Origin of the sequence: Rhizobium sp. 2YAF20, from assembly GCF_052114685.1 — a bacterium.
Taxonomy (GTDB): domain Bacteria; phylum Pseudomonadota; class Alphaproteobacteria; order Rhizobiales; family Rhizobiaceae; genus Rhizobium.
The window spans coordinates 1-21,874 of record NZ_JBFRFF010000007.1; the positions used below are offsets into that span (position 1 = coordinate 1).

General features: G+C 59.7%; 26 protein-coding genes and 2 pseudogenes. 17 read left to right on the plus strand and 11 right to left on the minus strand.

Annotated elements, in window-relative coordinates:
• Window positions 1-432: hypothetical protein (locus AB4Z52_RS11740; RefSeq protein ID WP_442218091.1), on the minus strand; the 432-nt coding region annotated here is incomplete at its 3' end.
• A 185-nt stretch (window positions 433-617) separates the two neighbouring features.
• Between AB4Z52_RS11740 and AB4Z52_RS11745 the strand changes: the two are divergent.
• Window positions 618-773 (plus strand): annotated as a pseudogene (locus AB4Z52_RS11745) (GMP synthase (glutamine-hydrolyzing)); the annotation flags it as partial.
• A gap of 113 nt (window positions 774-886) precedes the next feature.
• Here AB4Z52_RS11745 and AB4Z52_RS11750 read toward each other — a convergent pair.
• Window positions 887-1,048, minus strand: a complete 162-nt coding sequence (locus AB4Z52_RS11750; protein ID WP_442218092.1) for an SEC-C metal-binding domain-containing protein — start codon at window positions 1,046-1,048, stop codon at window positions 887-889.
• Window positions 1,049-1,223: 175 nt separating this feature from the next.
• On the opposite strand from AB4Z52_RS11750, the gene AB4Z52_RS11755 reads away from it, so the two are divergent.
• Entirely contained in the window at window positions 1,224-1,601 is a 378-nt protein-coding gene (locus AB4Z52_RS11755) for a helix-turn-helix domain-containing protein (protein WP_442218093.1), read from the plus strand.
• Entirely contained in the window at window positions 1,601-2,833 is a 1,233-nt protein-coding gene (locus tag AB4Z52_RS11760; RefSeq protein ID WP_442218094.1) for a type II toxin-antitoxin system HipA family toxin, read from the plus strand. Before AB4Z52_RS11755 ends, AB4Z52_RS11760 begins: the two co-directional genes overlap by 1 nt.
• A 124-nt stretch (window positions 2,834-2,957) precedes the next feature.
• Here AB4Z52_RS11760 and AB4Z52_RS11765 read toward each other — a convergent pair whose 3' ends face one another.
• The gene (locus tag AB4Z52_RS11765) at window positions 2,958-3,149 is read right to left on the minus strand and encodes a hypothetical protein (RefSeq protein WP_442218095.1); all 192 of its coding nucleotides are present in this window, start codon (window positions 3,147-3,149) and stop codon (window positions 2,958-2,960) included.
• A 274-nt stretch (window positions 3,150-3,423) separates the two neighbouring features.
• Here AB4Z52_RS11765 and AB4Z52_RS11770 point away from each other — a divergent pair, with 274 nt between their 5' ends.
• Window positions 3,424-3,816: a YciI family protein gene (locus AB4Z52_RS11770; protein WP_442218096.1), complete on the plus strand. Its 393-nt coding sequence runs from the start codon at window positions 3,424-3,426 to the stop codon at window positions 3,814-3,816.
• A 185-nt stretch (window positions 3,817-4,001) separates the two neighbouring features.
• Here AB4Z52_RS11770 and AB4Z52_RS11775 read toward each other — a convergent pair whose 3' ends face one another.
• Both AB4Z52_RS11775 and AB4Z52_RS11780 read right to left on the minus strand, forming a co-directional pair.
• On the minus strand, window positions 4,002-5,003 hold the full coding sequence (locus AB4Z52_RS11775; protein WP_442218097.1) for an NADP-dependent oxidoreductase: 1,002 nt from the start codon (window positions 5,001-5,003) through the stop codon (window positions 4,002-4,004).
• Window positions 5,004-5,044: 41 nt separating this feature from the next.
• Window positions 5,045-5,860 (minus strand): oxidoreductase, encoded by an 816-nt coding sequence (locus tag AB4Z52_RS11780; RefSeq protein WP_442218098.1) that lies wholly within the window; start codon window positions 5,858-5,860, stop codon window positions 5,045-5,047.
• Window positions 5,861-5,950: 90 nt separating this feature from the next.
• Between AB4Z52_RS11780 and AB4Z52_RS11785 the strand changes: the two genes are divergently transcribed.
• The 4 genes from AB4Z52_RS11785 to AB4Z52_RS11800 all read left to right on the plus strand — a co-directional run bounded on the left by AB4Z52_RS11785 (window position 5,951) and on the right by AB4Z52_RS11800 (window position 7,754).
• Window positions 5,951-6,382 (plus strand): winged helix-turn-helix transcriptional regulator, encoded by a 432-nt coding sequence (locus tag AB4Z52_RS11785; RefSeq protein WP_442218099.1) that lies wholly within the window; start codon window positions 5,951-5,953, stop codon window positions 6,380-6,382.
• 121 nt (window positions 6,383-6,503) lie between these two features.
• Entirely contained in the window at window positions 6,504-6,833 is a 330-nt protein-coding gene (locus AB4Z52_RS11790; RefSeq protein ID WP_442218100.1) for an ArsR/SmtB family transcription factor, read from the plus strand.
• Window positions 6,830-7,294, plus strand: coding sequence for an SRPBCC family protein (locus AB4Z52_RS11795; protein WP_442218101.1), 465 nt, complete (start codon window positions 6,830-6,832; stop codon window positions 7,292-7,294). The genes AB4Z52_RS11790 and AB4Z52_RS11795 overlap by 4 nt, the downstream gene beginning before the upstream one ends.
• Window positions 7,295-7,340: 46 nt before the next feature.
• A complete protein-coding gene (locus tag AB4Z52_RS11800) occupies window positions 7,341-7,754 on the plus strand; it encodes a GFA family protein (protein WP_442218102.1) in 414 nt (137 codons plus the stop codon).
• A gap of 394 nt (window positions 7,755-8,148) precedes the next feature.
• Here AB4Z52_RS11800 and AB4Z52_RS11805 read toward each other — a convergent pair whose 3' ends face one another.
• The 3 genes from AB4Z52_RS11805 to AB4Z52_RS11815 form a co-directional block, all read right to left on the minus strand.
• Window positions 8,149-8,676, minus strand: coding sequence for a methylated-DNA--[protein]-cysteine S-methyltransferase (locus AB4Z52_RS11805; RefSeq protein WP_442218103.1), 528 nt, complete (start codon window positions 8,674-8,676; stop codon window positions 8,149-8,151).
• A gap of 105 nt (window positions 8,677-8,781) precedes the next feature.
• Window positions 8,782-9,474: a glutathione S-transferase family protein gene (locus AB4Z52_RS11810; protein ID WP_442218104.1), complete on the minus strand. Its 693-nt coding sequence runs from the start codon at window positions 9,472-9,474 to the stop codon at window positions 8,782-8,784.
• 161 nt (window positions 9,475-9,635) lie between these two features.
• Window positions 9,636-10,499, minus strand: a complete 864-nt coding sequence (locus tag AB4Z52_RS11815; RefSeq protein ID WP_442218105.1) for a LysR family transcriptional regulator — start codon at window positions 10,497-10,499, stop codon at window positions 9,636-9,638.
• 90 nt (window positions 10,500-10,589) lie between these two features.
• Here AB4Z52_RS11815 and AB4Z52_RS11820 point away from each other — a divergent pair, with 90 nt between their 5' ends.
• The 5 genes and pseudogenes from AB4Z52_RS11820 to AB4Z52_RS11840 all read left to right on the plus strand — a co-directional run bounded on the left by AB4Z52_RS11820 (window position 10,590) and on the right by AB4Z52_RS11840 (window position 14,973).
• Window positions 10,590-11,564, plus strand: coding sequence for a quinone oxidoreductase family protein (locus tag AB4Z52_RS11820; protein ID WP_442218106.1), 975 nt, complete (start codon window positions 10,590-10,592; stop codon window positions 11,562-11,564).
• Between the two features lie 131 nt (window positions 11,565-11,695).
• Window positions 11,696-12,757: a succinylglutamate desuccinylase/aspartoacylase family protein gene (locus AB4Z52_RS11825; protein ID WP_442218107.1), complete on the plus strand. Its 1,062-nt coding sequence runs from the start codon at window positions 11,696-11,698 to the stop codon at window positions 12,755-12,757.
• 6 nt (window positions 12,758-12,763) lie between these two features.
• Window positions 12,764-13,119: pseudogene (locus AB4Z52_RS11830) on the plus strand (ArsC family reductase).
• A 10-nt stretch (window positions 13,120-13,129) separates the two neighbouring features.
• Window positions 13,130-13,603, plus strand: a complete 474-nt coding sequence (ybaK, locus tag AB4Z52_RS11835) for a Cys-tRNA(Pro) deacylase (RefSeq protein ID WP_442218108.1) — start codon at window positions 13,130-13,132, stop codon at window positions 13,601-13,603.
• A gap of 113 nt (window positions 13,604-13,716) precedes the next feature.
• On the plus strand, window positions 13,717-14,973 hold the full coding sequence (locus AB4Z52_RS11840; RefSeq protein ID WP_442218109.1) for an aminopeptidase: 1,257 nt from the start codon (window positions 13,717-13,719) through the stop codon (window positions 14,971-14,973).
• Window positions 14,974-15,018: 45 nt separating this feature from the next.
• Here AB4Z52_RS11840 and AB4Z52_RS11845 read toward each other — a convergent pair whose 3' ends face one another.
• The 3 genes from AB4Z52_RS11845 to AB4Z52_RS11855 all read right to left on the minus strand — a co-directional run bounded on the left by AB4Z52_RS11845 (window position 15,019) and on the right by AB4Z52_RS11855 (window position 19,145).
• Window positions 15,019-15,612, minus strand: coding sequence for an NAD(P)H-dependent oxidoreductase (locus AB4Z52_RS11845; RefSeq protein WP_442218110.1), 594 nt, complete (start codon window positions 15,610-15,612; stop codon window positions 15,019-15,021).
• Window positions 15,612-17,210, minus strand: coding sequence for an exodeoxyribonuclease VII large subunit (gene xseA / locus AB4Z52_RS11850; RefSeq protein ID WP_442218111.1), 1,599 nt, complete (start codon window positions 17,208-17,210; stop codon window positions 15,612-15,614). Before xseA ends, AB4Z52_RS11845 begins: the two co-directional genes overlap by 1 nt.
• A 93-nt stretch (window positions 17,211-17,303) precedes the next feature.
• Window positions 17,304-19,145 carry a hypothetical protein gene (locus AB4Z52_RS11855; protein WP_442218112.1) on the minus strand — a complete coding sequence of 614 codons (1,842 nt, stop codon included), beginning with the start codon at window positions 19,143-19,145 and terminating at the stop codon, window positions 17,304-17,306.
• 199 nt (window positions 19,146-19,344) lie between these two features.
• Here AB4Z52_RS11855 and AB4Z52_RS11860 point away from each other — a divergent pair, with 199 nt between their 5' ends.
• From AB4Z52_RS11860 to AB4Z52_RS11875, 4 genes are read left to right on the plus strand one after another with little or no spacing between them, the layout of a single operon-like run.
• A complete protein-coding gene (locus tag AB4Z52_RS11860) occupies window positions 19,345-20,343 on the plus strand; it encodes a glycosyltransferase (protein ID WP_442218113.1) in 999 nt (332 codons plus the stop codon).
• Window positions 20,344-20,377: 34 nt separating this feature from the next.
• Window positions 20,378-21,082, plus strand: coding sequence for a class I SAM-dependent methyltransferase (locus AB4Z52_RS11865; protein ID WP_442218114.1), 705 nt, complete (start codon window positions 20,378-20,380; stop codon window positions 21,080-21,082).
• A gap of 10 nt (window positions 21,083-21,092) precedes the next feature.
• Window positions 21,093-21,455, plus strand: a complete 363-nt coding sequence (locus AB4Z52_RS11870; RefSeq protein ID WP_442218115.1) for a transporter — start codon at window positions 21,093-21,095, stop codon at window positions 21,453-21,455.
• 37 nt (window positions 21,456-21,492) lie between these two features.
• Window positions 21,493-21,867, plus strand: coding sequence for a GtrA family protein (locus AB4Z52_RS11875; RefSeq protein WP_442218116.1), 375 nt, complete (start codon window positions 21,493-21,495; stop codon window positions 21,865-21,867).
• Window positions 21,868-21,874: the final 7 nt, after the last annotated feature.

A 21,874-nucleotide genomic window follows, 5' to 3' on the forward strand; every position in this document is an offset into this window, starting at 1 on the left:
CGTGATGCTCATACCGCTGATATCGGCGTTGATTTGCAGGCCTACCTGCCTGCCTGTGAGTTCGAGTTGGGCGCCCTTGTCATTGGTCATAACGATCATCTGAGCCCCTTTGCCGACCGCGCCGCCACCGCCCGCTGCACCGTATACCCCCGTCACATCTCCGGCGCGGCGAATGTGGCGCACGCTACCTTGGAAATAGGTCTTGGAGGCCCCGAAGGCGAGGCCGCCCGAGATACCGCCAATCGAGACGGGATATCGGTGACCATGAAAGGTCAGCGTGCCATCGCCCCCTGAGCCACCGACGAAGAAGGCCGCCTTGTAAACGGCGAAACGGATCGTTCCGCTGTCGGCATGCGCGGCGCTGGCAAAGCTAATTCCCGCAGCGGCGATGACGGCAACCGCGACTGAACGAAATCCAGACGAAATCTTCATGATGAGATACTCCTCAAGAGCGCCGCTTACCCAGCCGGCCTGGCACGACGTCAGCGTCGTATCAAAGTTAAATATGAACAGTTTCGCGCGTCATTAGTTCCAAAGCACGATAATAACAATGCGTTAGAGCACGTCCAAATAATCGAGTGGGAACGAGGGGCACGCACCTCGCAATGAGATTGCTGGTCCGCGCCGTTACCTCCGACGACGGCATGACCGCGGATTTCTACCACTATGACATGGAATTCCTCGGCCGTGCCGCGACTAGGATCATCAATGAAGTCCTCGGCATCAACCCCATGGTCTACCATGTGACGTCGAAGCCGCCGGGCACGATTGAGCGGGCCGGCCGGGGACAATCGGCGGCCTTGAGCATTTATCCGCCTTTCCAAGCTATCTCGGCAGTGTGAAGGTCGCTCTGGCGTCGGTCGCCTGCTCTCGATTCGGCTCGCTCCTAACGGCCATGACACCTCTTATACTTTACACCACTGCCGCACGGACACAGATCATTCCGCCCCGGCTTTTTTTGGTCTTCGCAGGGGGGATGACGTTTTTCAGCTGGTTGAGTTTCACAGTCCCCGTGGGTTGAGCGAATCGATGGCTCGCTATTCCGCATTCTCCGCCGGCCGCCAGTCGTCGCGACGCGCCTCTGCAGACCCCTCGGCAGCCAGCGGCTTCACGATGAGTGGATAGTCGGCAGGACTTCTGTCGCACGACGCCCTTGTCTAATCCATTAATTAGCCATATATGACGTTATAAATACCTTTAATCACCGTATCTGGATAATTGCTATGGGATCGCCGAAATCAGGATCCGCCCTCAAAAGGCTTGGACACGACGTCCGCGGCGCTCGTTTGCGGCGCGGTATCGCCGTGGCCGATCTGGCGGTGCGCGCGGGCACGTCGCCAAGCACCGTCGCACGCCTCGAAAAGGGGGATCCCGGTGTCGGGATCGGCACGCTCGCGGATATCCTGGTCGTGCTTGGTCTTGTCGACCGCCTGGCCGACCTGATCGACATCCGAAGGGATGATCTGGGTCTGGCCTTGACCGCCGAACGCCAGCCGCGTCGCGGGCGGTCGTTCGCGGCCACACTGCGCAGGCAGAAGGCGAAGGGTAAGACGGCACAGGATGATCCGGATGTCGTCGATCCGGATGGCGCGTCATTCTGATGCCCGACTTCAACGCACATGTCGTTCTCGGCGAGAGCCGGACACCTGTTGGTCAACTGCGTTTCACGCAGGCCGGGCCGCGCCAGTTCTCGACCTTCGCCTATGACCCCGCCTGGATCGAGAATCCTCGCTCCTTTGCCGTGCAGCCGATCTTCCGCCTTGAAGCTGGGTCATTTCACACATCCGGCCAGTCCGGAAACGTGCGCGACGCACTGGCGGGCGTCTTTGCCGACGCCGCGCCGGATAGTTGGGGCCGCAGGCTTCTCGAGCGCGCCTGTGGCAACGGCCTTTCCGAATTCGAATGTCTGACCCTGTCCGGTGACACTTGCCGGCAGGGGGCTCTGCGGTTTCTCGACGATGCAGGGCAAATCATCCGGGGTGGGGCGGCCGATGCTGTGCCGCGCCTTGTCGATCTACAGGCGATCACCACCATCGCGCGAGCTTATGAGCAGGGCAAGGATATTTCCCCCGAGGAGATGCAGGCGCTCGCCGGCGCGGGCGGTTCCGGCGGCGCACGTCCCAAGGCCAATGTCCGGCACGGCGAGACGCTCTGGCTTGCCAAGTTCACGTCGGTCCACGACCAGCAGCCAATCGAATGCGTCGAGGTCGCCACGCTCCGCCTCGCCCGGGCCTGCGGGATCCGGACACCGGAGGTCAGGCTAGAACTGGCTGATACGCCATTCCCGGTCGCTCTCATTCAGCGGTTCGACCGGCGCGGGACCGCACGAATTCCCTACATATCAGCCCGCACCGCTTTGGGGAAGACGGGAACCGAACTCGGTTCCTATACGGAGCTCATCGACTTCATGCGGGCAAATGCCGCTGATCCGCAGGCCGATTTCCGCGAACTCTTTCTGCGTTTGATCTTCACCATCCTCGTGTCGAACAAGGATGACCATCTGAAGAATCACGGCTTCCTCTATGTGGGAGCCGGCCGCTGGCGATTGTCTCCGGTTTTCGATGTGAACCCGGCGCCTGACCGCAATCGGTATCTCGAAACGGCGATACTGGAAGGTGGCGTGCACGACCGGTCGATCCGCCTGGCGCTGGAAGCCTGCGAGTTCTTCGAGATCGCCGAAGCAGACGCTCGTAGGATGATCCGCGATGCGGTGCGGTGTATTTCTGATGAATGGCGTGAGGCGCTTCGACAGGTGGGCGTCTCCGGGTCCTTGGCCCGCCAATATGAATCGGCCTTCATGAACGATCAGACCGAGATAGCGCTCGCAATGTAAGCTCCATATATGCACGATATTACTCGATAACTCATCATATCTGGCATATAAAGCCTGCGGTACGGCGAGAATATGATCTGTGTTAGTTCTGATTATCACGCATCTCATATGCGTGATAATTCCTCTAATCCGCCTGATCTTTCTCAACCGGCAACCCTACGGCGCTTGCCCATTCCAGTGGCGGGTACGACTGATAGACCCCGATAGTCGGCGAAACCGCAAGAATATTTTGATGAAATTTTCCTTTTAAAATCAATACCATAACATTTGACGACCCCAATGTCGGATTTTTCTTGTCGCCGGAATAAATTTGCAAGTAATTTCAAGTGGTTATATGCTGTTCAAACTAACGAGTGGGAATGACCGGATATCCTCGGCGGCAATAGTGTCGGGGGGCGCGCGAATTGGCTGGTGCGCTTTGCGCCAGATATCGGTCATCCCGTGATCGCGATACCTACCTGACGCGGAGATTCGCGTCCCTGCGCCCTCGACCGTCGAAAAATTTTCCGGACGATGTCGGTTTCCGGGCACTCAGTTCGTCATTCCGATGACCGGCCGAACAGGCCGTCTCAACCAAAAGGAGACAGACGATGCGTGTGATGGTGCTCGTGAAGGCTACAGATGACAGTGAAAAAGGCATCCTCCCCAAGACAGAGATGTTCGAGGCGATGGGCAGGTTTAATGATGAGCTGCGCAATGCTGGCATTTTGCGCGACGCCGATGGCCTCAAGCCGTCCTCGCAGGGCAAGCGTATTGCGTTCGATGGTCCTCGCCGTACGGTCATCGACGGGCCGTTCACTGAGACCGGCGAGCTGGTCGCCGGCTTCTGGCTCTGGGAAGTCAAGGACATGGACGAGGCGGTCGCCTGGGTGAAGCGCTGCCCCAATCCGATGCCCGGACCGAGCGAGATCGAAATCCGGCCAATGTACGAGATGGCTGATTTTCAACTAGAGTCTGACGCTAGAGGTCACGGAAATCCATGATCGGACGCGCGAGAAACTGAGCGGCAATAGATGGCGGAATCAAAAATTGTCGTGATATTTCAATCGGTGTCTGTGAAAAACAGTCGCGTGGGAATGAGGAAAGTCCGGCGTGCCAGCTCGCCGGACTATTGGGCTCTGGCCCCGGTGAGGACGGTCCACGTTCCGGATCTTCAGTTGCATACGCTTCACTTCACCGCGATCACGACCTTGCCCTTGGCGCGACCGGTCTCGATGTAAGCCAGCGCCTCGTTGGTCTTTTCGAATGGGAAGACCCTATCCATGACGGGTCGTATGGCCCCTGCCTCGATCAGCGCGGTGATCTGCTCGAGCTGTCCGCCATTTGCCGTCATGAAGAAGAACGAATAGCTGACGCGATGACGTTTCGATTTCCTCCGAATGCTGAAGCTTAGCAGGCGCATGACCTGTTGAAGCAGCCAGCCGAAACCGTTCTCCCTGGCAAACTCCGGATCCGGCGGACCGGAGATTGAGATGAGCCTCCCGCCCGGCTTCAGAACGCGAAGTGATTTCTCCAGCGTGTCCTTGCCGAGACTGTTCAGCACGACATCATATCCCTGCAGGACGTTTTCGAAATCTGCCTTCTTGTAATCAACGACGACATCCGCTCCCAGACTTCTAACCAAATCGACATTGGCTGTGCTCGTCGTCGTCGCCACGGTCGCACCGATATGTTTGGCAAGCTGAATGGCCATCGTCCCCACGCCACCCGAACCGGCGTGGATAAGAACCTTTTGTCCCTTCTTCAGTTCCGCCCGTTCGACCAGCGCCTGCCAAGCGGTCAGGCCCACCAATGGGATGGAAGCGGCCTCTTCCATCGTCAGGTTCTTGGGCTTTAGGGCCACGTCGGCTTCGTTCATGGCAATAAATTCAGCGAATTTTCCTACCCGATGATCGCGAGGCCGCGCATACACCTCGTCGCCTACCTTGAACCGCCTAACTTTCGGACCGACCCGAACGACGATCCCTGCAACATCGTGACCGAGGACGAACGGTGGGCGATATGGCAAAATGAGCTTGAACTCGCCGTCCCTGATCTTGGCATCCAGAAGGTTCACGCCGGCAGCGTGGATCTCGACCAGGACATCATCGTGCCGCAACTCCGGTGCTGGCATGTCGGCCAAGCGCAGAGTGCCCTTCTTTTTGTATTTATCGACAACGAATGCCTTCATAAATGCTAACTTTCTTTTACTAAGGTTGAAGTGATAGGGGCTCAGGCGGGAAGCCGGTTGAATTTCCGAAGATTTTTGTCGACGAATGACTCGGGCAGGAAGCGGCGTAGGAAGCGGACCTGGCCTGCCGCCTTTCCTGCCGTGTAACGTCTTTTCGGCGCCGTCGCATTGGCCGCCTTGACCACCATGCTGGCGACGATCGCGGGGGCATCCCCCGTCTCGACGATCTCTCGCATCAGCTTTTCCGCCTCAGCCCGAACGGTGTCGTACACGGGAAGCGGTTGATCCGCCCGCGTAAGATTCTCCTCAAAAGATGTACGGGTAACGCCAGGCTCTACCAGCACCACGCGGATGCCTTGCGTTCGCACCTCATGGTCGAGCGATTCCGAATAGCCCTCGATGGCATGCTTGGTCGATGCATAAAGGGCATTGAAGGGAGCCGGAATGAGCCCGAGTATAGAGCTCATGTTGATGATCCTGCCCTTTCGCTGGCGTCTCATGACGGGCAATATCGCGTTCGTCAGACGCACGACGCCAAAGACATTCACGTCGAACAGGGCCTTTGCCTGCGTGGCGGAGGACTCCTCGGCACCTCCGAGCAGTCCAATCCCGGCATTGTTGACGAGGAGATCGATGCGTCCTGCGCGGCTTACGACATCGTCGACCACGCTCTGCACGGACCCATCGTCGGTAACGTCGCAGACCAGCATCGTCACACCATCGGAAGTGTCGGCCATCGGCTTTCGGCTGGTTCCAAACACCCGGTAGCCATTGTGGCGTAGCGCTCGTGCCGTCGCCAACCCAATGCCGGACGAAGCGCCCGTAACCAGGGCGACGCCGCGTACTTTATTGCTCATTTGTCTTAGCTTTCGTTTTTGTCGTGGAACTTTGATGAATATTCAGTTACTATCATATCGATATGCAGTCACTATCAAAAAGATACTAACATGCAAAATCTTTCAGACCAGCCATGCCTGATCGCCCGTAGCCTTGCGCTGGTCGGGGACGCATGGAGCGTGCTGATCCTGCGGGACGCCCATGCCGGGCTCACCCGCTTTGACGAATTCCGCAAAAGCCTCGGCATCGTTCCGACGATCCTCACCCGTCGGCTTTCGGCGCTTACGGAGGACGGTCTGCTGGAGAAGCGGCGCTACTCAGAGCGCCCGCCGCGCGATGAGTACGTGCTGACAGAAGCGGGGCAGGACTTCCTGCCGGTATTGTTCGCAATCGGCGCGTGGGGGCGAAAACATCGTAGTGCAGTCGGTGTGACCCGGTTCTTCGACGCCGAGACCGGGACGGAGATCGATCCCATCACCATAGACCGTGCGACCGGCGCGCCGATCGGAACACGCCCGATACGCATTGCCCTGCCTGAGTGAATGGCTTGGAGCTCTCATTTCGATAGGTCGACGATTTTCAACGGTTCGTCCGCCGGCGCGCGCTGATTTGAACAAAGAATTAGTATTGACTAATTGATTAGTGCTGACTAATGTTTCCGTCATGATTGAAGCTGCCACCATCAATACCGTCATGCGAACGCTCGCCGATCCAACGCGGCGAGCCGTATTCGAGCGGATCGTCAGGGCCAATGAGATTACCGTGGTCGAGTTGACGCGGGGAAGCGGTGTGACGCAGGGGGCCATCTCCCAACACCTCAAGTCGTTGAAGCAGGCTGGCCTGGTCACCGAGCGCCCGGAAGGCCGCAACGTCTATTATCGCGCTCAGCCCGAGGGGCTCGAGCCGCTCGTCGATTGGATGAGCCACTACGGCGTCTTCTGGCGCGAGCGGTTCGCCAACCTTAAAACCCTCTTGAAGGAGATCGATCCATGAACGACGCCGCACAGAAGTTCGTCACGCAAGAGATCGTCGTCGACGAGGTCTTGCCACACGCCGCTGAGACGATCTGGAAAGCGCTGACGACAGGCGAGCTGATGAGCCGTTGGATGATGACGCCAACCGGCTTTGAGCCCATAAAGGGCAATCGCTTCACGTTTCAGACAACGCCGGCCGGCGCTTGGGATGGTGTCATTCGCTGCCAGGTGTTGGAGGTGATACCGAACGAACGCTTCGTCTATGCCTGGAAAGGCGGAGATGAAGGAAACGTCGGATACGGCTCACGGCTGGACACGGTGGTCACATGGGTCCTTTCGAGAGTTGAAAACGGAACGCGGCTTCACCTCGTTCATTCCGGCTTCGTCACGCCGACGAACGATACCGCTTTCAAGAATATGAGCGACGGCTGGAAGAAGATCGTGCCACGCATTGGCGCCTTCATCGACGGTCAGGACTGACCCAGCGGCAAGATCGTGGTCCAACTGTACTTCATAGGGAAAATCCATGACCAAAACCTATACCGGCGGATGCGCCTGCGGCGCGATCCGTTATGAAATCTCTGCCGAACCGATTGTCATGCTTGACTGCCAGTGTCGCCAGTGCCAGCGCGAAAGCGGCACAGGCCACGCGTCCCATCTGACTTTCCTGCGCAACAGCGTCAAAGTCGAGGGCGAAGCAAGCCATTGGGACGCGGTAGGGGACAACGGAACGGTCAAATCGCGGGCCTTCTGCCCGACCTGCGGGTCACCCGTCTACATGACCTTTAGAGACATACCGGACTATTTCGTCGTGCGTGCCGGCAGCCTGGACGATCCAGCCAGATACAAGCCGCAAATGATCTCGTGGAGCGCCAGCGGCCAAGTATGGGATCATCTCGACCCAACCCTGCCGAAATTCGACAAGATGCCGCCGACGTGAAATGCCGTCGGGCTCGTCAATGGTGATCTGGCATCCACCTTTTCGGAAGGCGCCAATGCCAGATCGATGCGAGACATCCTGATCGCGAGACGCCTAATATCCGCCGCCGCTCGGGGCACTCGGAGCAGCATGTGTCATGCCACCGGAATTTCCGGCCGTAGTGCACGCCGAAACGCCAAGGCAGACGAGGGTAAAGAAGATGGCGAAGGAGATGGTTCTTACCAGCATGTGGGTTCATTCCTTTCCTAGCGCGGACGCGAAATGCGCGCGACCGGGAATAAACAACCCAATGACCTGTTTTATTCGAAGCTCTGTTCAACATTCGTCGAACGCAGAACCACGAGAAGAGACGGCGCGCTTAAATTCCCAATGATTGCTGCGCCGGTTGCGGCGGCTAGATATGGACACCTTCGAGCTCGAGCATTCTGAGTTTTGCAGTCGAGCCACCCGGCGCTGAAAATCCACCGATCTTGCCGCCGGCTGCGAGCACGCGATGGCAGGGGATGATCAGTGGCACGGGGTTCTTGGCCATCGCCTGGCCGACGTCGCGCGCGGTTTCAGGTCCGGCACCGAGCGCCTTGGCGAGCGCTCCGTAGGTGGTGGTGTGTCCCCATCCGAGGCGTCGGGCAGCGCCATATATTCGATTGAAGAATTCATCCTGGCCGCTCAGATCAAGAGTGACGCTCGAAAAGTCCGTTTCCTCGCCTTCGAAATAACGCTTTGCGGCTTCAACTGCCTCGATTACCGTCGAAGGCGGCGTTCCAGGTTCTGCGTCCGGCAGTCGACGCCGCAGGAGCTGCTCGGTGGAATGAGCGCTTTTGGTCGGCAGCTGGAAACGAACGACGCCTGTGTCGTTCCAGGCGATACCGCAGAAACCGCCTGCGGTTTCAAAGACAAGGTAATGGTGCTCTGCTTTACTCATGACATAGCCCTCATATTTGCGTGCCGTATAAGATCATATGCCGCAGCCGCGCTTTCAACCCGTTTCTTGCACCTCACGAAGGCCCCGATGTTCGATCGTGCGGGGTCACGGGGCGGCGTCATCTGTCAAAAAGCGCTTGGGAATATCGTCCACGAACGGGAAAAGAGCAAAATATGGCCGCGCCTCCGCGATGGTCCGTTTGAAACTCGGACGCCCGGCCAGCCGATCGAAATAGGCGGCCGTGTTTGGATAGTCGCCTGTAAAGGGCGACACGATGCCGGCGTAGAACAATGCCGGGGCGGCTGAGCAATCCGCCATGGAAAACGCATCGCCGACAATCCATGTGTTGTCGGCCATCCGACGATCGAGCATCGAATAGGCAATCTGCAAGGTGGCATGCGCATCGCCCACGCCACGCGGGTCCTTTTCGCCTTCCGGCCGCATCCGATCCGCGACGATCTTCTGCATCGGCACCTGAACATAGCAATCAAAGAAGCGGTCCCAAAGCCGCGTGTCCAATCGCGCGGCTTGATCATGCGGTAGCAGGGGGCGAGCGCCGGGATAGTGCTGCTCCAGATATTCGATGATGATCGAGGTTTCCGGCAGCGTCCGGTCGACGCGGCCGTCGCGAAGGACCGGAATCTTGCCGATCGGCCAAAACGCGAAGAACTCCGCACTTGCCTGCCTGTCCCCAAGATCGACGACGACGCTCGTGAACGGCGTATCGTTCTCGTAGAGAGCCAACAGAACCTTATGGCAGAAGGAGGCAAGCGGATGATGATAAAGGGTCAGCGTCATGTGGTCTCCCCAGGCTTGCTTTGGCGAAAGGCAAAACACTCGTCGAACTGGTCAATAGCAGAGATGTATGTCGTGCGCAGCTGAATGCCGGCAAGGTCTTGTTGGTTCAGCAAACGCCTTTCAGCGAGCGCGAGATAGGGTTGCGGGCCCGGATGCAGGCCTCATTCCCGCATCGGGCAGGCTTCGCCGATGATCCGGGTCAGGAAATCCATGACGCTGCGGATTGCCGGAGACCGACGCAGGTCGGGATAGGTGAGGAGCCAGACGTCGCGGGTTGGCGATGGCGAGGCCGGCGTCAGCCGAACGAGTACCTGATCCTTGTCGCCGAGAAACCGGGGCAGCGCGACGACCCCGAGCCCGGCGCGGGCCGCCTCCAGCTGACCGAATACATCGCTCGCCTGGAAGACGATGGCGCGTCCAGCAAGGAGGCTGCGCAGCCAGACCTGTTGGGTCAGTTGATCGTGGGTAGCGTCATAGCCGATGAAGCTCCACATTTCCGCCGGTTGTTCGGCCATCGCGGCCGTCGAGTAGATGCCAAAGCGCATGACACCGATCCGTCGAATGAGCAGCTCGCCTTCCTCCGGGCGGGTCATGCGAACGGCGATATCCGCCTCGCCCCGGTCAAGCGCCGAGTTTGCCGTGACCCCATAAAGCGCCATGGTGATCCCGGGATTTGCCGCGTGAAAAGCCGCGGCGTTTGGCGCAATCAGGCGCGCGGCGACAGACGGCGGCGCGCTGATCCTGATTGTTGCCGAAGGTGCCGCAGCAGCACTCTTCGCATAACGGCGGATCGCCTCTGCGCTGTCCTCCATATTGCTGACAAGTGCCGCGACGGCTCGTCCATCTGATGTCAGCGGTGAGCTGCGCGGCAGGCGATCGACAAGGCGAAGACCAAGTGCCCTTTCCAGCGATGCAATTCGCCGGCCGACTGTCGCATGGTCGCATCCGAGTTCCCTGGCCGCACCTGAGAGCGAGCCAGCACGCGCCAACGAAGCAAAATGGACGAGATCCTGCCAATCCACCATTAGTGCATTATTGCACATATACTGTGAAGAGATACCGAATTTATTCGCATATCCGTGTGTGGTCATCTCTTGGTAAAGGAGACGCACACCATGCCAATCGCCATCACTCTTATCGCCCCCGGCGGACCAGAGATGCTAAAGCCGGAAACGGTTGCCGAGGTCGCTCCCGGCGCCGGTGAAGTTCGGATCCGCCAGAGCACCATCGGCGTCAACTTCGTCGACATCTACTATCGCCAAGGTCTCTACCCCAGGCAACCCGGCCAGAACGTTCTCGGCCTCGAGGGCGCCGGTGTCGTCGAGGCAATCGGGCATGATGTCGGCGGCTTCAAGGTTGGCGACCGCGTCGCCTATACTGGCCATCCGCTGGGAGGCTATGCAGAAGTCCGTGCTTTGCCCGCATCCCGGCTCGTGAAATTGCCCGAAGGCGTCAGCGAGCGCGTGGCCGGCAGCTCGATGCTGCGCGGTCTCACAGTCCATATGCTGCTGCACAAGACCTATCCGCTGCAAGCCGGCGATTGGGTTCTGGTTCATGCGGCAGCCGGAGGCGTCGGCCAGCTTGCAACGCGCTGGGCTCGCCGCATTGGTGCGCACGTCATTGGCACAGTCGGATCGGCGGCGAAAGCTTCGATCGCGCTCGACGCAGGGGTTGACGCGGTGTTGCTGCACAGCTCGGACGATTGGATGGAGGAAGCGCGCCGGATCGCGGATGGCAAGGGTGTCCATCTTGCGATCGACGGTATAGGCGGCGCGATGCTGGCGAAGACGTTGACGACCGCTCGTCCTTTTGGGGTCGTCGCAAGCCTTGGCCAGCCTGCAGGTCCCATTCCTCCCGTCCGGGTCGAAGAACTCTCGGCGCGCACCATTGGACTGGCGCGCCCAAGCGTGCTTGCTTACGCCAACGATCCGGATCTTTATCGCCGCGGGGCTGCAGCTCTTCTGGCCGAACTTCAGGACGGATTGATCAATCCGATCGGCGCGGAATATGCGCTGCTGGACGCCGCAAAGGCGCATACAGACCTCGAAGCCGGGCGGACGACAGGCAGCGTCATCCTGACCGTCGATTGATCATCGGGCGCTGCGTCTGACGCGGGGCATCTATTGCGGTCGATGCCTTGGTCGCCGCGCTCCAAAAGTCATTGCGCATCGCCGTCCCGGCTTGCTATTGAGGCGGCAGCCACGGCCAGGGAGAGACGCGGATGGATATCAGCGAAATCGTCATCGAGGGAGATTCGACTGGTGTCGCCTGGCGTTTTCCGATCTTGCGCTTTGGAGGTTCCGATCCAGACGCACCCAAGGTCTACATCCAGGCGGCCCTTCATGCCGGCGAACTGCCCGGCACTGCCCTTTTGCATTTCCTTTGCGAACGCCTGCGAAAGGCGGAAGCGGATGGTGCGATCTTGGGTGACATCACCGTCGTTCCCCATGCCAATCCGATCGGTGCCGCTCAGGGGCTTTTCGGAGAAATGGAGGGCCGATTCGATCTCGGATCCCGGACGAATTTCAATCGCGATTTCCCGCTGATCTCGCTTCGCGACCGCTCGCTTCTCGTCGAGGATCTCGATCGCTATCGCGCACCGGACCGGCTCAAGCGCCATCTCATCCACATGGCACTGGGTGCGGATCTGGTCATCGATCTGCATTGCGACGACGAATCCCTGCAATATGCTTATATTGACGAGGCCTTCTGGCCCGAGGCCTCCGACCTTGCGGCAGCGCTTGGCATGGATGCCGTTCTATTGTCCGATGGAGAGAGCTCCGCCTTTGAAGAGGCCGTCAGTTTTGCGTGGAAATACGAAACCCCGGGCGAGAAGAAGCCGCAGCTGCCGGGAAAGCTGTCGGTGACGGTCGAGCTTCGCGGGACACGCGACGTTTATCCGGAAATGGCGGCCGAGGATGCTGCCGGGCTCTGGCGGTTCCTTGCCGCCCGCGGCATCGTGCGCGACGAGACGGTCAAGCTTTCCGGCTTCACCGGCCCGGCCGTGCCGCTCGACAATGTCGAGATGATCCGGGCGCCGCAGGCAGGAACCGTGCTGTTTCACCGCAATATCGGCGAGCGGGTTTCCAAGGGCGATCTTCTAGCGACGATCATCGTCGCGCCCGGCATGCCCGACGGCGCGATCGAGGTGCGCGCACCGCAGGCAGGGCTGATCGTCACGCGCGTTTCCGACAGGCTGGTGCGCCGCCGCGGCGACCTGATGAAGATCGGCAGTGACAATCCGAGTGCTGCTACGCGCAAGCCCGGAACGCTGGAGGATTGACGTTCAATGTCGGTGACGATCTACGGTATCAAAAATTGCGACACGATGAAGAAGGCTCGCACCTGGCTCGACGAGCGCAGCATCGACTATCGCTTCCATGACTACAAGGCCGAGGGAATCGACCAGCACCGTCTCCAAGCGTGGAGCAAAGGGGTGGCTGGGAGACCGTGCTCAATCGCGCCGGCACCACCTTCCGCAAACTCCCGGAGGATGACCGTTCCGGGTTGACCAGGGAAAAGGCAATTAACTTGATGCTGGCGCAACCCTCGATGATCAAGCGACCGGTGCTGGAGGCGGACGGCAAGGTGCTGATCGGCTTCAAGCCGGAGGCCTATGCTGCCTTGTTTGAGAGCGGTAGCTAAGAGGAAGGCGATGTCGAAGACCACGCGCGCGACGCAGGCGCTTGCTGCGGCCAAGGTCGCTTTCACCGTTCATACCTACGACTACGATCCAAATGCCGAGCGCGTCGGCCTGCAGGCTGCAGACGCCCTTGGTGAATTGCCGCACCGCGTCTTGAAGACGCTGATGGCGGAAGTGGACGGCAAGCCTGTCTGTGTCGTGGTCCCGTCCGATCGTGAAGTCAGCATGAAAAAGCTCGCGGGCGCGTTCTCCGGCAAATCCGCCAATATGATGAAGCCGGCAGACGCCGAGCGGCTGACGGGATATCATGTCGGCGGTATCAGTCCCTTCGGCCAGAAAAAGACGGTGCCGACCGCCGTCGAAGCCGCCGTGATGTCGGAAGCCTATGTCTTCATCAATGGCGGCCAGCGTGGATTGCAAGTTCGGCTCGATCCGCGAGATGCGTTGAAGGTGCTGAAGGCGGCGGCAGTTGCCTTGATCGCCTGAGCAACGAACAGGTGCAAGCTCTGAATTTCGGATGCTGGAAGCTTCATTTTCACCGCAAAGCGAGATAAGTCTGGCGTTTTCAAATCGTCGATATCAGAAGGCAGGTTGAACCAATGACTTTCATGCCCCAGAGCCAGAACTCCGTCGATCCGGTAAAGCTCGAGAAGCTTGCGGAAGTGGCCGTCAAGGTCGGGCTACAGCTGCAAAAAGGTCAGGATCTCGTCATCACGGCACCGGTCGTCGCCATGCCACTGGTGCGGCTGATCACCCAGCACGCCTATGTCGTCGGCGGCGGTCTCGTCACCGTTTTCTATTCCGACGAAGAAACCACGCTTGCCCGTTACAAGTACGGCAACGACGAAAGTTTCGATCGCGCCTCCGGCTGGCTCTATGAGGGCATGGCGAAGGCATATGCCAACAACGCCGCCCGACTGGCAATCTCCGGCGACAATCCGATGTTGCTTGCCGATCAGGATCCGGCCAAGGTGGCGCGCGCCAACCGTGCCAATTCGACCGCCTACAAGCCGGCGCTGGAAAAGATCTCCAATTTCGACATAAACTGGAACATCGTCTCCTATCCCAACCCCTCCTGGGCGAAGCTTGTCTTCCCGAACGATCCGGAGGCGATAGCCGTTGCCAAACTTGCCAAGGCGATCTTTGCCGCGTCGCGTGTCGATGTTGCCGATCCGATCGCCGCCTGGGCCGAACACAATGCCAATCTCCACAAGCGCTCGGCCTGGATGAACGGGCAGAACTTTGCGGCCCTCCATTTCCAGGGGCCAGGTACGGACCTCCGGGTCGGTCTTGCCGACGGCCACGAATGGCACGGCGGCGCGTCAGTCGCCAAGAACGGCATCACCTGCAATCCGAACATTCCGACCGAAGAGGTCTTCACGACACCGCATGCGCTGAGGGTCGACGGACATGTTTCCAGCACCAAGCCGCTATCGCATCAGGGCACGCTGATCGACAATATCCAGGTGCAATTCGAGGGCGGGCGCATTATCGGAGCCAAGGCCACACGCGGCGAAGAGGTGTTGAACAAGGTTCTCGACACCGATGAAGGCGCGCGCCGGCTGGGCGAAGTGGCATTGGTGCCGCATTCCTCGCCAATTTCGGCAAGCGGCATCCTGTTTTACAATACGCTGTTCGACGAAAACGCATCCTGCCACATCGCGCTCGGCCAGTGCTATTCGAAATGCTTCGTCAACGGCGCTACGCTCAGCCAGGATCAGATCAAGGCGCAGGGCGGCAACTCCAGCCTGATCCACATCGACTGGATGATCGGCTCGGACAAGGTCGATATCGATGGCGTCAAGCAGGACGGTTCACGCGTCGCGGTGATGCGCAAGGGCGAATGGGCTTACTGACAAGGTCGCGCGGCATTGCCGACTGTGGCGGTGCCGCCCTCCTCGCTACCTCAAGGCTGCAAGCGCTCTTTCGACCCGCTGAAGATGGGCCTTGCGTTTGGCCTCCGTCGCCCTGTCCATATCGTGTAGCGTCAACATGTGGAAGCGCGGCCGTTTCGAGCAGAAGTTCGCGATGCCGCGCTTCAGCAGTCGGCGAACCGGGTTTCCCATATAGAGGTTGGCGATCCACCAGGGGGAGCCCGTCGTCGTCAGTGCCCAGAAATGGCGGATATTGGTCAATTGCGGCAGGATGCGGCCACCGGCAGCATCAGGACGGAAGGCAACGCCCGGTGCCAAAGCCCGGTCGAAGAAGCCCTTAAGGATGGCCGGAAAATTGAACCACCATTGCGGAAAGACAAGGATCAGCCCATCGACCGCCTGTAGCCTGGATGTGATGCCGGCGACACCGGAGATGTCGTAGTCCTCACCGAAGTAGCCGCGCCTCTCTTCTGCAGAGAGGCGCGGATCGAAATTCTCGCGATAAAGATCGAGCCAATCCACGTCGTGACCTGCGGCTTGCAAGGCGGCACGAGCCGTCTGTGCGACAGCGGCGGCAAAGCTTTCCTCAAGCGGATGTGCCAGGACCAGCAGTACCCGCATCAGAACAGATTTCCCTGTTTGGATGGATCGTCGGGCGCGCCGGCCTTGGCGGTGCGCTTCTTGGTCTGAGATGTCGCATGGGAGGCAGACGGATTTTCGCCGGTTACGGCATCGAGCCGACCGTCCGCGAACTCGATCGATATGGCGGCGCCTGCGGCCAGCGCCGAGGCTGCCGAAATCGGCCTGTCGGCTTCGTCCCTGACAACGGCGTAGCCACGATTGAGTACGTTCTTGTAGGAGAGAGATTGCAGCACCCGCTCCTGCGCAAGGATGGAGCCGCGGGCCTGGGCGAGCATGTGGCTGATTGCAGTGTCCGAATGGCGCGCGAGATTGGCCAGACGATCGCGCGACCGGTTGGTTTGCGCGAGCAGGCGGCCCGGCACGCCGCGCATGGACGCATCCGCGCTTGAAATCCGGTTTCTGCTTTCGAACAACAGCCGGTCCAGCCGTCGCTCCGCGCGCACCATGCGCTCGTTCAGCATCTGGCGCTTCTCGGCGATGCGGTTTGACAGCAGCTGCGGGCGCAGATGCGAGGCGGCGCGTTCAAATACTCCGCGCTTGTTCAGCGTGTTCAGTTCCAGCCCACGTCCAAGCCCGGCTGCCGCCTCGTCGAAACGACGCCGTGGCAAAGCAAGAAGCTGATCAAGCGATGGCAGCGCGCGAACCAGAGCGCGCACCGCCTGTCGCCGCTGGTCCATATGACGGCCCATGCCCGCCTGCAGTCGGGCAGCCAGCGCCGATGTTTGCGCCTCGAGTTCGGCCTTGACCGGCACGGCCATTTCGGCGGCCCCCGTCGGCGTCGGAGCCCTGACATCGGCTGCGTAGTCGATCAAGGTCCAGTCGGTCTCATGGCCGACGGCCGAGATCAGCGGAATTGTCCCTTCGGCCACAGCGCGGACAACCGCCTCGTCGTTGAAGCTCCACAGGTCCTCCAGACTGCCGCCGCCGCGGGCAACGATGAGCACGTCCGGCCGCGGCATCGGCCCCCCGGGCTCAAGAGCATTGAACCCGCGGATGGCGTTTGCCACTTCATCGCCAGACCCCTCGCCCTGGACCTTCACCGGCCAGACCAGGACGTGAACGGGGAAACGATCGGCGATGCGATGCAGAATATCGCGGATAACGGCACCGGTCGGCGAGGTGACGACGCCGATGACACCAGGCATGAATGGCAAGCGCCGCTTCCGATCGGCATCGAACAGGCCCTCGGCGCCGAGCTTTCGCTTGCGCTCCTCGATCAGCGCCATTAGCGCGCCGGCACCGGCCGGCTCCAGCGTTTCGATGACGATCTGGTATTTCGACGAACCCGGAAAGGTCGTGACCTTGCCGGTGGCAATCACTTCCATGCCCTCTTCCGGGCGGAACTTCAGCTTGGAAAAAGTGCCTTTCCAGATCACCGCATCGATGCGGGACCGGTCATCCTTCAGCGAGAAATAGGCATGGCCGGACGAATGGGGTCCGCGATAGCCGGATATTTCGCCACGGACACGAACCTGGTCAAAGGCATTTTCGACCGTGCGCTTGATCGAGCCCGAAAGCTCCGACACGGTATATTCGGCAAGGTTCGACGGCGAATCATTCTCGAGGAAGCTGCTCATGCCGCAGTTTTAGCGGAAGCCTCGACAAAGATCAGCAGCGCTTCGACCGAGAGCAACGTTTTCTTGAGGCTCGCTCCTGCCTTTCTGGCAGCTTTATTCAGGCTTGAACCTGAAGAACTGGACCTTGGCTTTTTCTAGGCCCGGAAGGCGCTCGAGATAGGGCGGGACGTGCCCGAGACCCAGCTGTGCGTAAAGCCCATCCGGCTTTGTCTTCGCCAACAGCGCCGTCTGCGGATCATTCGGGCAGTAGACGACGAGCGTGACATTCGCGCCGCGCATGAAAGCTTCCGCATCGCTCGCAATTGCAAGGCCGATGTGCAGCTCCGTCAGCATGCCACCGACGTCGCGGTGATATGGTCCCGACAGCACGCGATGCCTAGTAAAGCGTAGAATAGGAGCGCCGAGGTTCGACGGAGCAACGACCACGCCCGGATCAAGGCCGGCGATCGGAGAAAGGCCTTCCTTCGACACGCATTCGCTCTCATCGTCGGCGGCGGCCGTGACAGTGGTGGTTTTGGCAAAGACGTTTGCGACATTGCTTACGGCGAGCCCGCCGCCGAACGCCCATACCGAGGGCACCGAAATCAGAACGCCGACCACATAGAAGAACGCCGCCGCGACATTGTCGCTGTCCGCATTGGAAAGGCGCCTGAGGTCGAGGATAAACAGGGTCAGGGGCGGGATGGCGAGCAGGTTGGAGAACAGGGCGCCGCGAACCTGAAGCAGCGCGATCACCCAGTTGATCAGAAGCAGCGCCAGAAAGATCGCATGCAGCTGGATACGCTCTCCACGCATCATACGAAAGACGCAAACCACCATGCCGAGCAGGCCGACCGCATAGAAGGCGCCAACGGCTTCCGGCGTCTCATGTGCGACGGACAGGATCGACTGCGCCTCGGTGATGGAGTTGAGCCAGAACTCGATCAGCATCGGATCAAGGTCCGCGAGCGGATTGTGCAGGCATTTCGGTGCCAACACCAGGGTCGTTGCCAGGACGAGTGCGCCGTTGGCCGCAAGGACGCCAAAGCGCCAGGGACGCGCAAGGCGGCTTGCGAAAGTTGCCGAGACGAACAGGGCAGCGCCGCCGACGCTGGTAATGCCGTAGAAGCCAAGCGACAGGTTATCGCATGTGACGGCCGAATAGAGCCGCGGCGGCACGGTCGAAAAGAAGGCGATGCCGATGGCGACGGTGAGCGTCAGCCCGAAGGCGCGGGCGGCGGGCGCGAATTCCACACCTTCCCAAGCCCAAAGGATGGCGACGACGACGCAGGCGACGGCGATGAAGGGCGTCGTTTCGGCGCCGATGCCGATGGCGACGGCGGCGGCGACCGCTGCGATCGCAAAGCTTGCCGGACGAAATCGCTGATCGACCAGCATGGCAGTCAACAGGGCGACAAGCGCCAGTTGGGCATTGTCGTGATCGATCGATCCCGGTAGGAAGCGTCCGGAGGCTACGATAAAGAGAGCCGTTTGGCCGAGCGCCACATGCACTCCCGGCAGACCGGCGATACGGCGACCGAGAAGCGCCATTGCCGTCATCAGCGGGATAACCAGAAAAAGCGGCCAGACCATCAGCGCGATGGCTTCGGCGTGCTCCGGTGCTGCAAAGAGGCGAAAGAACAGGATCAGGCTGGCGATCGGCAGATCGATGAAGCGCGACCAGTGCATCAGCGTACCGCCATCGAGGCCGAGGCGGTATTGCATCATGTCGAACCAGCCCTGGCCGCCCAACAGATCGCGAACCTCGACGAGGCGCAGGGCGTCGTCATTGTCGGGGCCGACGTAGTCGAGCGCACCGTAGTTCAAAAGCAGCAGGGCGGCGATGACGACAACGCTGTAGACCAGGGCGACGAACCAGGTTTTCGACAATAGCGAAGACGCGCCGCTCTTCTCTCCTGTCGCCATCAAATGCCGCGTACCCACCGCGTCGCTCATACGTCTACCTCGTTTGCGCCAGCCATTGCGAAACGCCAAACTAACCTTCCGCCATCAAGAAAGAGTAAAGCCAGCGCCAACAGGGCGCAGAAGGGTTTCGATGCCCATCCTTTCTGCCCGTTCCGACCGCTCATAGGGTCTTATTAACGGCAAGGCTGTAGGCTGATGCCGAGATTTTCTGATGTAGCGAGTGGAAATCATGCCGGACGCCTGGAGTGAAAGCCTAAACATTGCGGTCTTGCTGCCCTGCTATAACGAGGCAACGACGATCCGCGCCGTCGTCGATGGTTTCCGTGCCGCGCTGCCATCCGCGCGCATCTATGTCTACGACAACAATTCGACCGACGGTACGGCGCTGCAAGCCATGCTTGCAGGGGCGACTGTGCACCGGGAACGGCGTCAGGGCAAAGGCCATGTCGTGCGCCGGATGTTCTCCGACATCGAGGCCGACATCTACCTGATGGCCGACGGCGACGGCACCTATACGCCGGCTGATGCCGAAGAACTGATACGGACGCTGCTGACGGAACGCTCCGACATGGTCGTCGGTACCCGCCGCGGGGTCCATGACGATGCCGGCCGGCACGGCCACGCCTTCGGCAACCGCATCTTCAACATCCTCTACCGCACGATCTTCGGCCCCGATTTCACAGACATCTTTTCCGGCTACCGCGTGTTCTCGCGCCGCTTCGTCAAGAGCTTCCCGGCGCTTTCTGCGGGCTTTGAGATAGAAACGGAAATGTCGGTGCATGCGTCCCGGCTCAAACTGCCGATTAGCGAACTGGAACTCGACTATGGCCGCCGGCCGGAGGGGTCGCATTCCAAACTTTCGACCTTCAAGGACGGTGCGAAAATCCTCTGGATGATCGCCATGCTGATGAAAGAGACCCGGCCTTTTGCCTTCTTCGGCATCCTCGCCACGTTTTTCATGGCGTCCAGCCTCGCCTTTATGACGCCCGTTCTGATCGAGTATTTCGAAACCGGGTTGGTAAATCGAATGCCTACATGGGTGCTGTCGATGGCCCTGATGATGGTGTCGTTCATGCTCCTGACCGCGGGCATCATTCTGGACTCGGTCGCGCGATCCCGCGCAGAGCAACTCCGGATCCACTATCTCAACGTGTCGTCGGGGACTTCCGCCATGCAAGCTGTCGGTCTCAGGAAAAATGTCGACTACAAGGAAGCAAAGGCTTCCTAGCGCCATTTGCCGGCTGAATACTTAAGGACAGCACATGAATAGAGAAACGACAAATCGTCTCCGCTTCGTCATAGAAGATATCATTCCGCCGATCCTGCGCGATTCGGCACTGTTTCGATGGGCTGCGCAACTTGCGTGGGGCAACCACATAACCCATCTGGCGACCTTTCGCGAAAGGGCGCCATTCCTGTCGCCAGACGAATACGCCGAGCTTTATCGCAATCATCCGCGCGTTCATGAGGGCACCGATAATTCGGCTGCCTGCATCGAACGCATCAGTGAATCTGTCCTCGGAACCAGCGTCTGCGATATCGGCTGCGGCACAGGCGCGCTGTTGAGCCATATCCGTCTGGTCCGGCCCGATGTTACGCAGCTGACAGGCGTAGATTTTGTCATTGATGACGCCTCGAAACTGGACGGCATCGAATATGTCGCGGCAAAAGTCGAATCGCTTCCATTCGGCGACGGCGAATTTGATACTGTCATCTGCACGCATGTCATCGAACATATCCTGGACTACCGGCAGGCAATAGCAGAGCTGCGCCGCATATCCCGGCGGCGGGTTATCATCGTTGTTCCCCGCGAGCGCGAATACAAATATACGTTCAACCCGCATTTCAACTTCTTCCCATACACGCATTCCTTCCTGAGGGCGGTTCATCCCGTCCCCGAAATTTATGCGTGCGAGGACATCGGACGCGATATTTTCTATCGCGAAGACCGTCCGGTCGATATTTGAGGATTCCGCATTGGCTCTCTCCTATCCTCTCAGCACCTGGATCGGACTGATCGGAACGCCGCTTCTCATTGCGGCCGGACAGGTCCTTTTCAAACTGGCAAGCGCGACTGCCGGGCAACCGAATTTGCGTGGTATCGTATCGTTGCTATTCAATCCAGTATTGATTGCGGCGCTCGTGCTTTATGCTTTTGGAACACTTGTGTGGATCTATGTCCTCAAAGTCGTGCCCTTGACCGTAGCTTATTCGTTCATGGGGTTGACCTTCTGCTTTGTTCCTCTTCTGGCGCAAGTCTTTCTCGGCGAAGCATTGACGCTTCGCTATCTGCTCGGTGCAGCTTTCATCGTCGCCGGAATGCTGGCAATTAATGGCTGAGGACGACCGTGATCACCAGCGGCGACGTGAGCAAGGCATGAGAAGATTCCTTCGGTTCGCAGCAGCCGGTGGCGTGGGTTTCATCGTCGATGTGAGCATCCTCATGTTGCTCCTGCACTTCACATCGCTCGGCCCGTTTGGTGCCCGTGCCATCAGTATTCCGATGGCAGTGATCGCTGCCTGGATGCTCAATCGCACCTTCACCTTCGATCGTTCCGGCCGCTCGCTTGCCGTCGAAGGCTTTCGGTACGGATCGATCGGCGTCACCTCGGCACTGCTGAATTATGCCCTTTATTCAGCATTGCTGATGTCAACGCCGATCCTGCGCCCGACTGTGGCGCTCGTCCTCGCATCGGCGGCGGCGACCGGCTTCAGCTTTTTCGGCTATTCGCGCTTCGTCTTCCGCCGCTGAGCGCTTT

Bases quoted from the DNA above. Each gene is read 5' to 3' on its own strand.
- AB4Z52_RS11780 (WP_442218098.1), bottom strand. From the start codon at position 5,860: ATGAGCAATAAAGTACGCGGCGTCGCCCTGGTTACGGGCGCTTCGTCC.
- AB4Z52_RS11775 (WP_442218097.1), bottom strand. From the start codon at position 5,003: ATGAAGGCATTCGTTGTCGATAAATACAAAAAGAAGGGCACTCTGCGC.
- AB4Z52_RS11770 (WP_442218096.1), top strand. From the start codon at position 3,424: ATGCGTGTGATGGTGCTCGTGAAGGCTACAGATGACAGTGAAAAAGGC.
- AB4Z52_RS11815 (WP_442218105.1), bottom strand. From the start codon at position 10,499: ATGGTGGATTGGCAGGATCTCGTCCATTTTGCTTCGTTGGCGCGTGCT.
- AB4Z52_RS11800 (WP_442218102.1), top strand. From the start codon at position 7,341: ATGACCAAAACCTATACCGGCGGATGCGCCTGCGGCGCGATCCGTTAT.
- xseA (WP_442218111.1), bottom strand. From the start codon at position 17,210: ATGAGCAGCTTCCTCGAGAATGATTCGCCGTCGAACCTTGCCGAATAT.
- AB4Z52_RS11810 (WP_442218104.1), bottom strand. From the start codon at position 9,474: ATGACGCTGACCCTTTATCATCATCCGCTTGCCTCCTTCTGCCATAAG.
- AB4Z52_RS11840 (WP_442218109.1), top strand. From the start codon at position 13,717: ATGACTTTCATGCCCCAGAGCCAGAACTCCGTCGATCCGGTAAAGCTC.
- AB4Z52_RS11795 (WP_442218101.1), top strand. From the start codon at position 6,830: ATGAACGACGCCGCACAGAAGTTCGTCACGCAAGAGATCGTCGTCGAC.
- AB4Z52_RS11820 (WP_442218106.1), top strand. From the start codon at position 10,590: ATGCCAATCGCCATCACTCTTATCGCCCCCGGCGGACCAGAGATGCTA.
- AB4Z52_RS11855 (WP_442218112.1), bottom strand. From the start codon at position 19,145: ATGAGCGACGCGGTGGGTACGCGGCATTTGATGGCGACAGGAGAGAAG.
- AB4Z52_RS11750 (WP_442218092.1), bottom strand. From the start codon at position 1,048: ATGCGGAATAGCGAGCCATCGATTCGCTCAACCCACGGGGACTGTGAA.
- AB4Z52_RS11760 (WP_442218094.1), top strand. From the start codon at position 1,601: ATGCCCGACTTCAACGCACATGTCGTTCTCGGCGAGAGCCGGACACCT.
- ybaK (WP_442218108.1), top strand. From the start codon at position 13,130: ATGTCGAAGACCACGCGCGCGACGCAGGCGCTTGCTGCGGCCAAGGTC.
- AB4Z52_RS11865 (WP_442218114.1), top strand. From the start codon at position 20,378: ATGAATAGAGAAACGACAAATCGTCTCCGCTTCGTCATAGAAGATATC.
- AB4Z52_RS11845 (WP_442218110.1), bottom strand. From the start codon at position 15,612: ATGCGGGTACTGCTGGTCCTGGCACATCCGCTTGAGGAAAGCTTTGCC.
- AB4Z52_RS11785 (WP_442218099.1), top strand. From the start codon at position 5,951: ATGCAAAATCTTTCAGACCAGCCATGCCTGATCGCCCGTAGCCTTGCG.
- AB4Z52_RS11755 (WP_442218093.1), top strand. From the start codon at position 1,224: ATGGGATCGCCGAAATCAGGATCCGCCCTCAAAAGGCTTGGACACGAC.
- AB4Z52_RS11805 (WP_442218103.1), bottom strand. From the start codon at position 8,676: ATGAGTAAAGCAGAGCACCATTACCTTGTCTTTGAAACCGCAGGCGGT.
- AB4Z52_RS11790 (WP_442218100.1), top strand. From the start codon at position 6,504: ATGATTGAAGCTGCCACCATCAATACCGTCATGCGAACGCTCGCCGAT.
- AB4Z52_RS11860 (WP_442218113.1), top strand. From the start codon at position 19,345: ATGCCGGACGCCTGGAGTGAAAGCCTAAACATTGCGGTCTTGCTGCCC.
- AB4Z52_RS11825 (WP_442218107.1), top strand. From the start codon at position 11,696: ATGGATATCAGCGAAATCGTCATCGAGGGAGATTCGACTGGTGTCGCC.
- AB4Z52_RS11875 (WP_442218116.1), top strand. From the start codon at position 21,493: ATGAGAAGATTCCTTCGGTTCGCAGCAGCCGGTGGCGTGGGTTTCATC.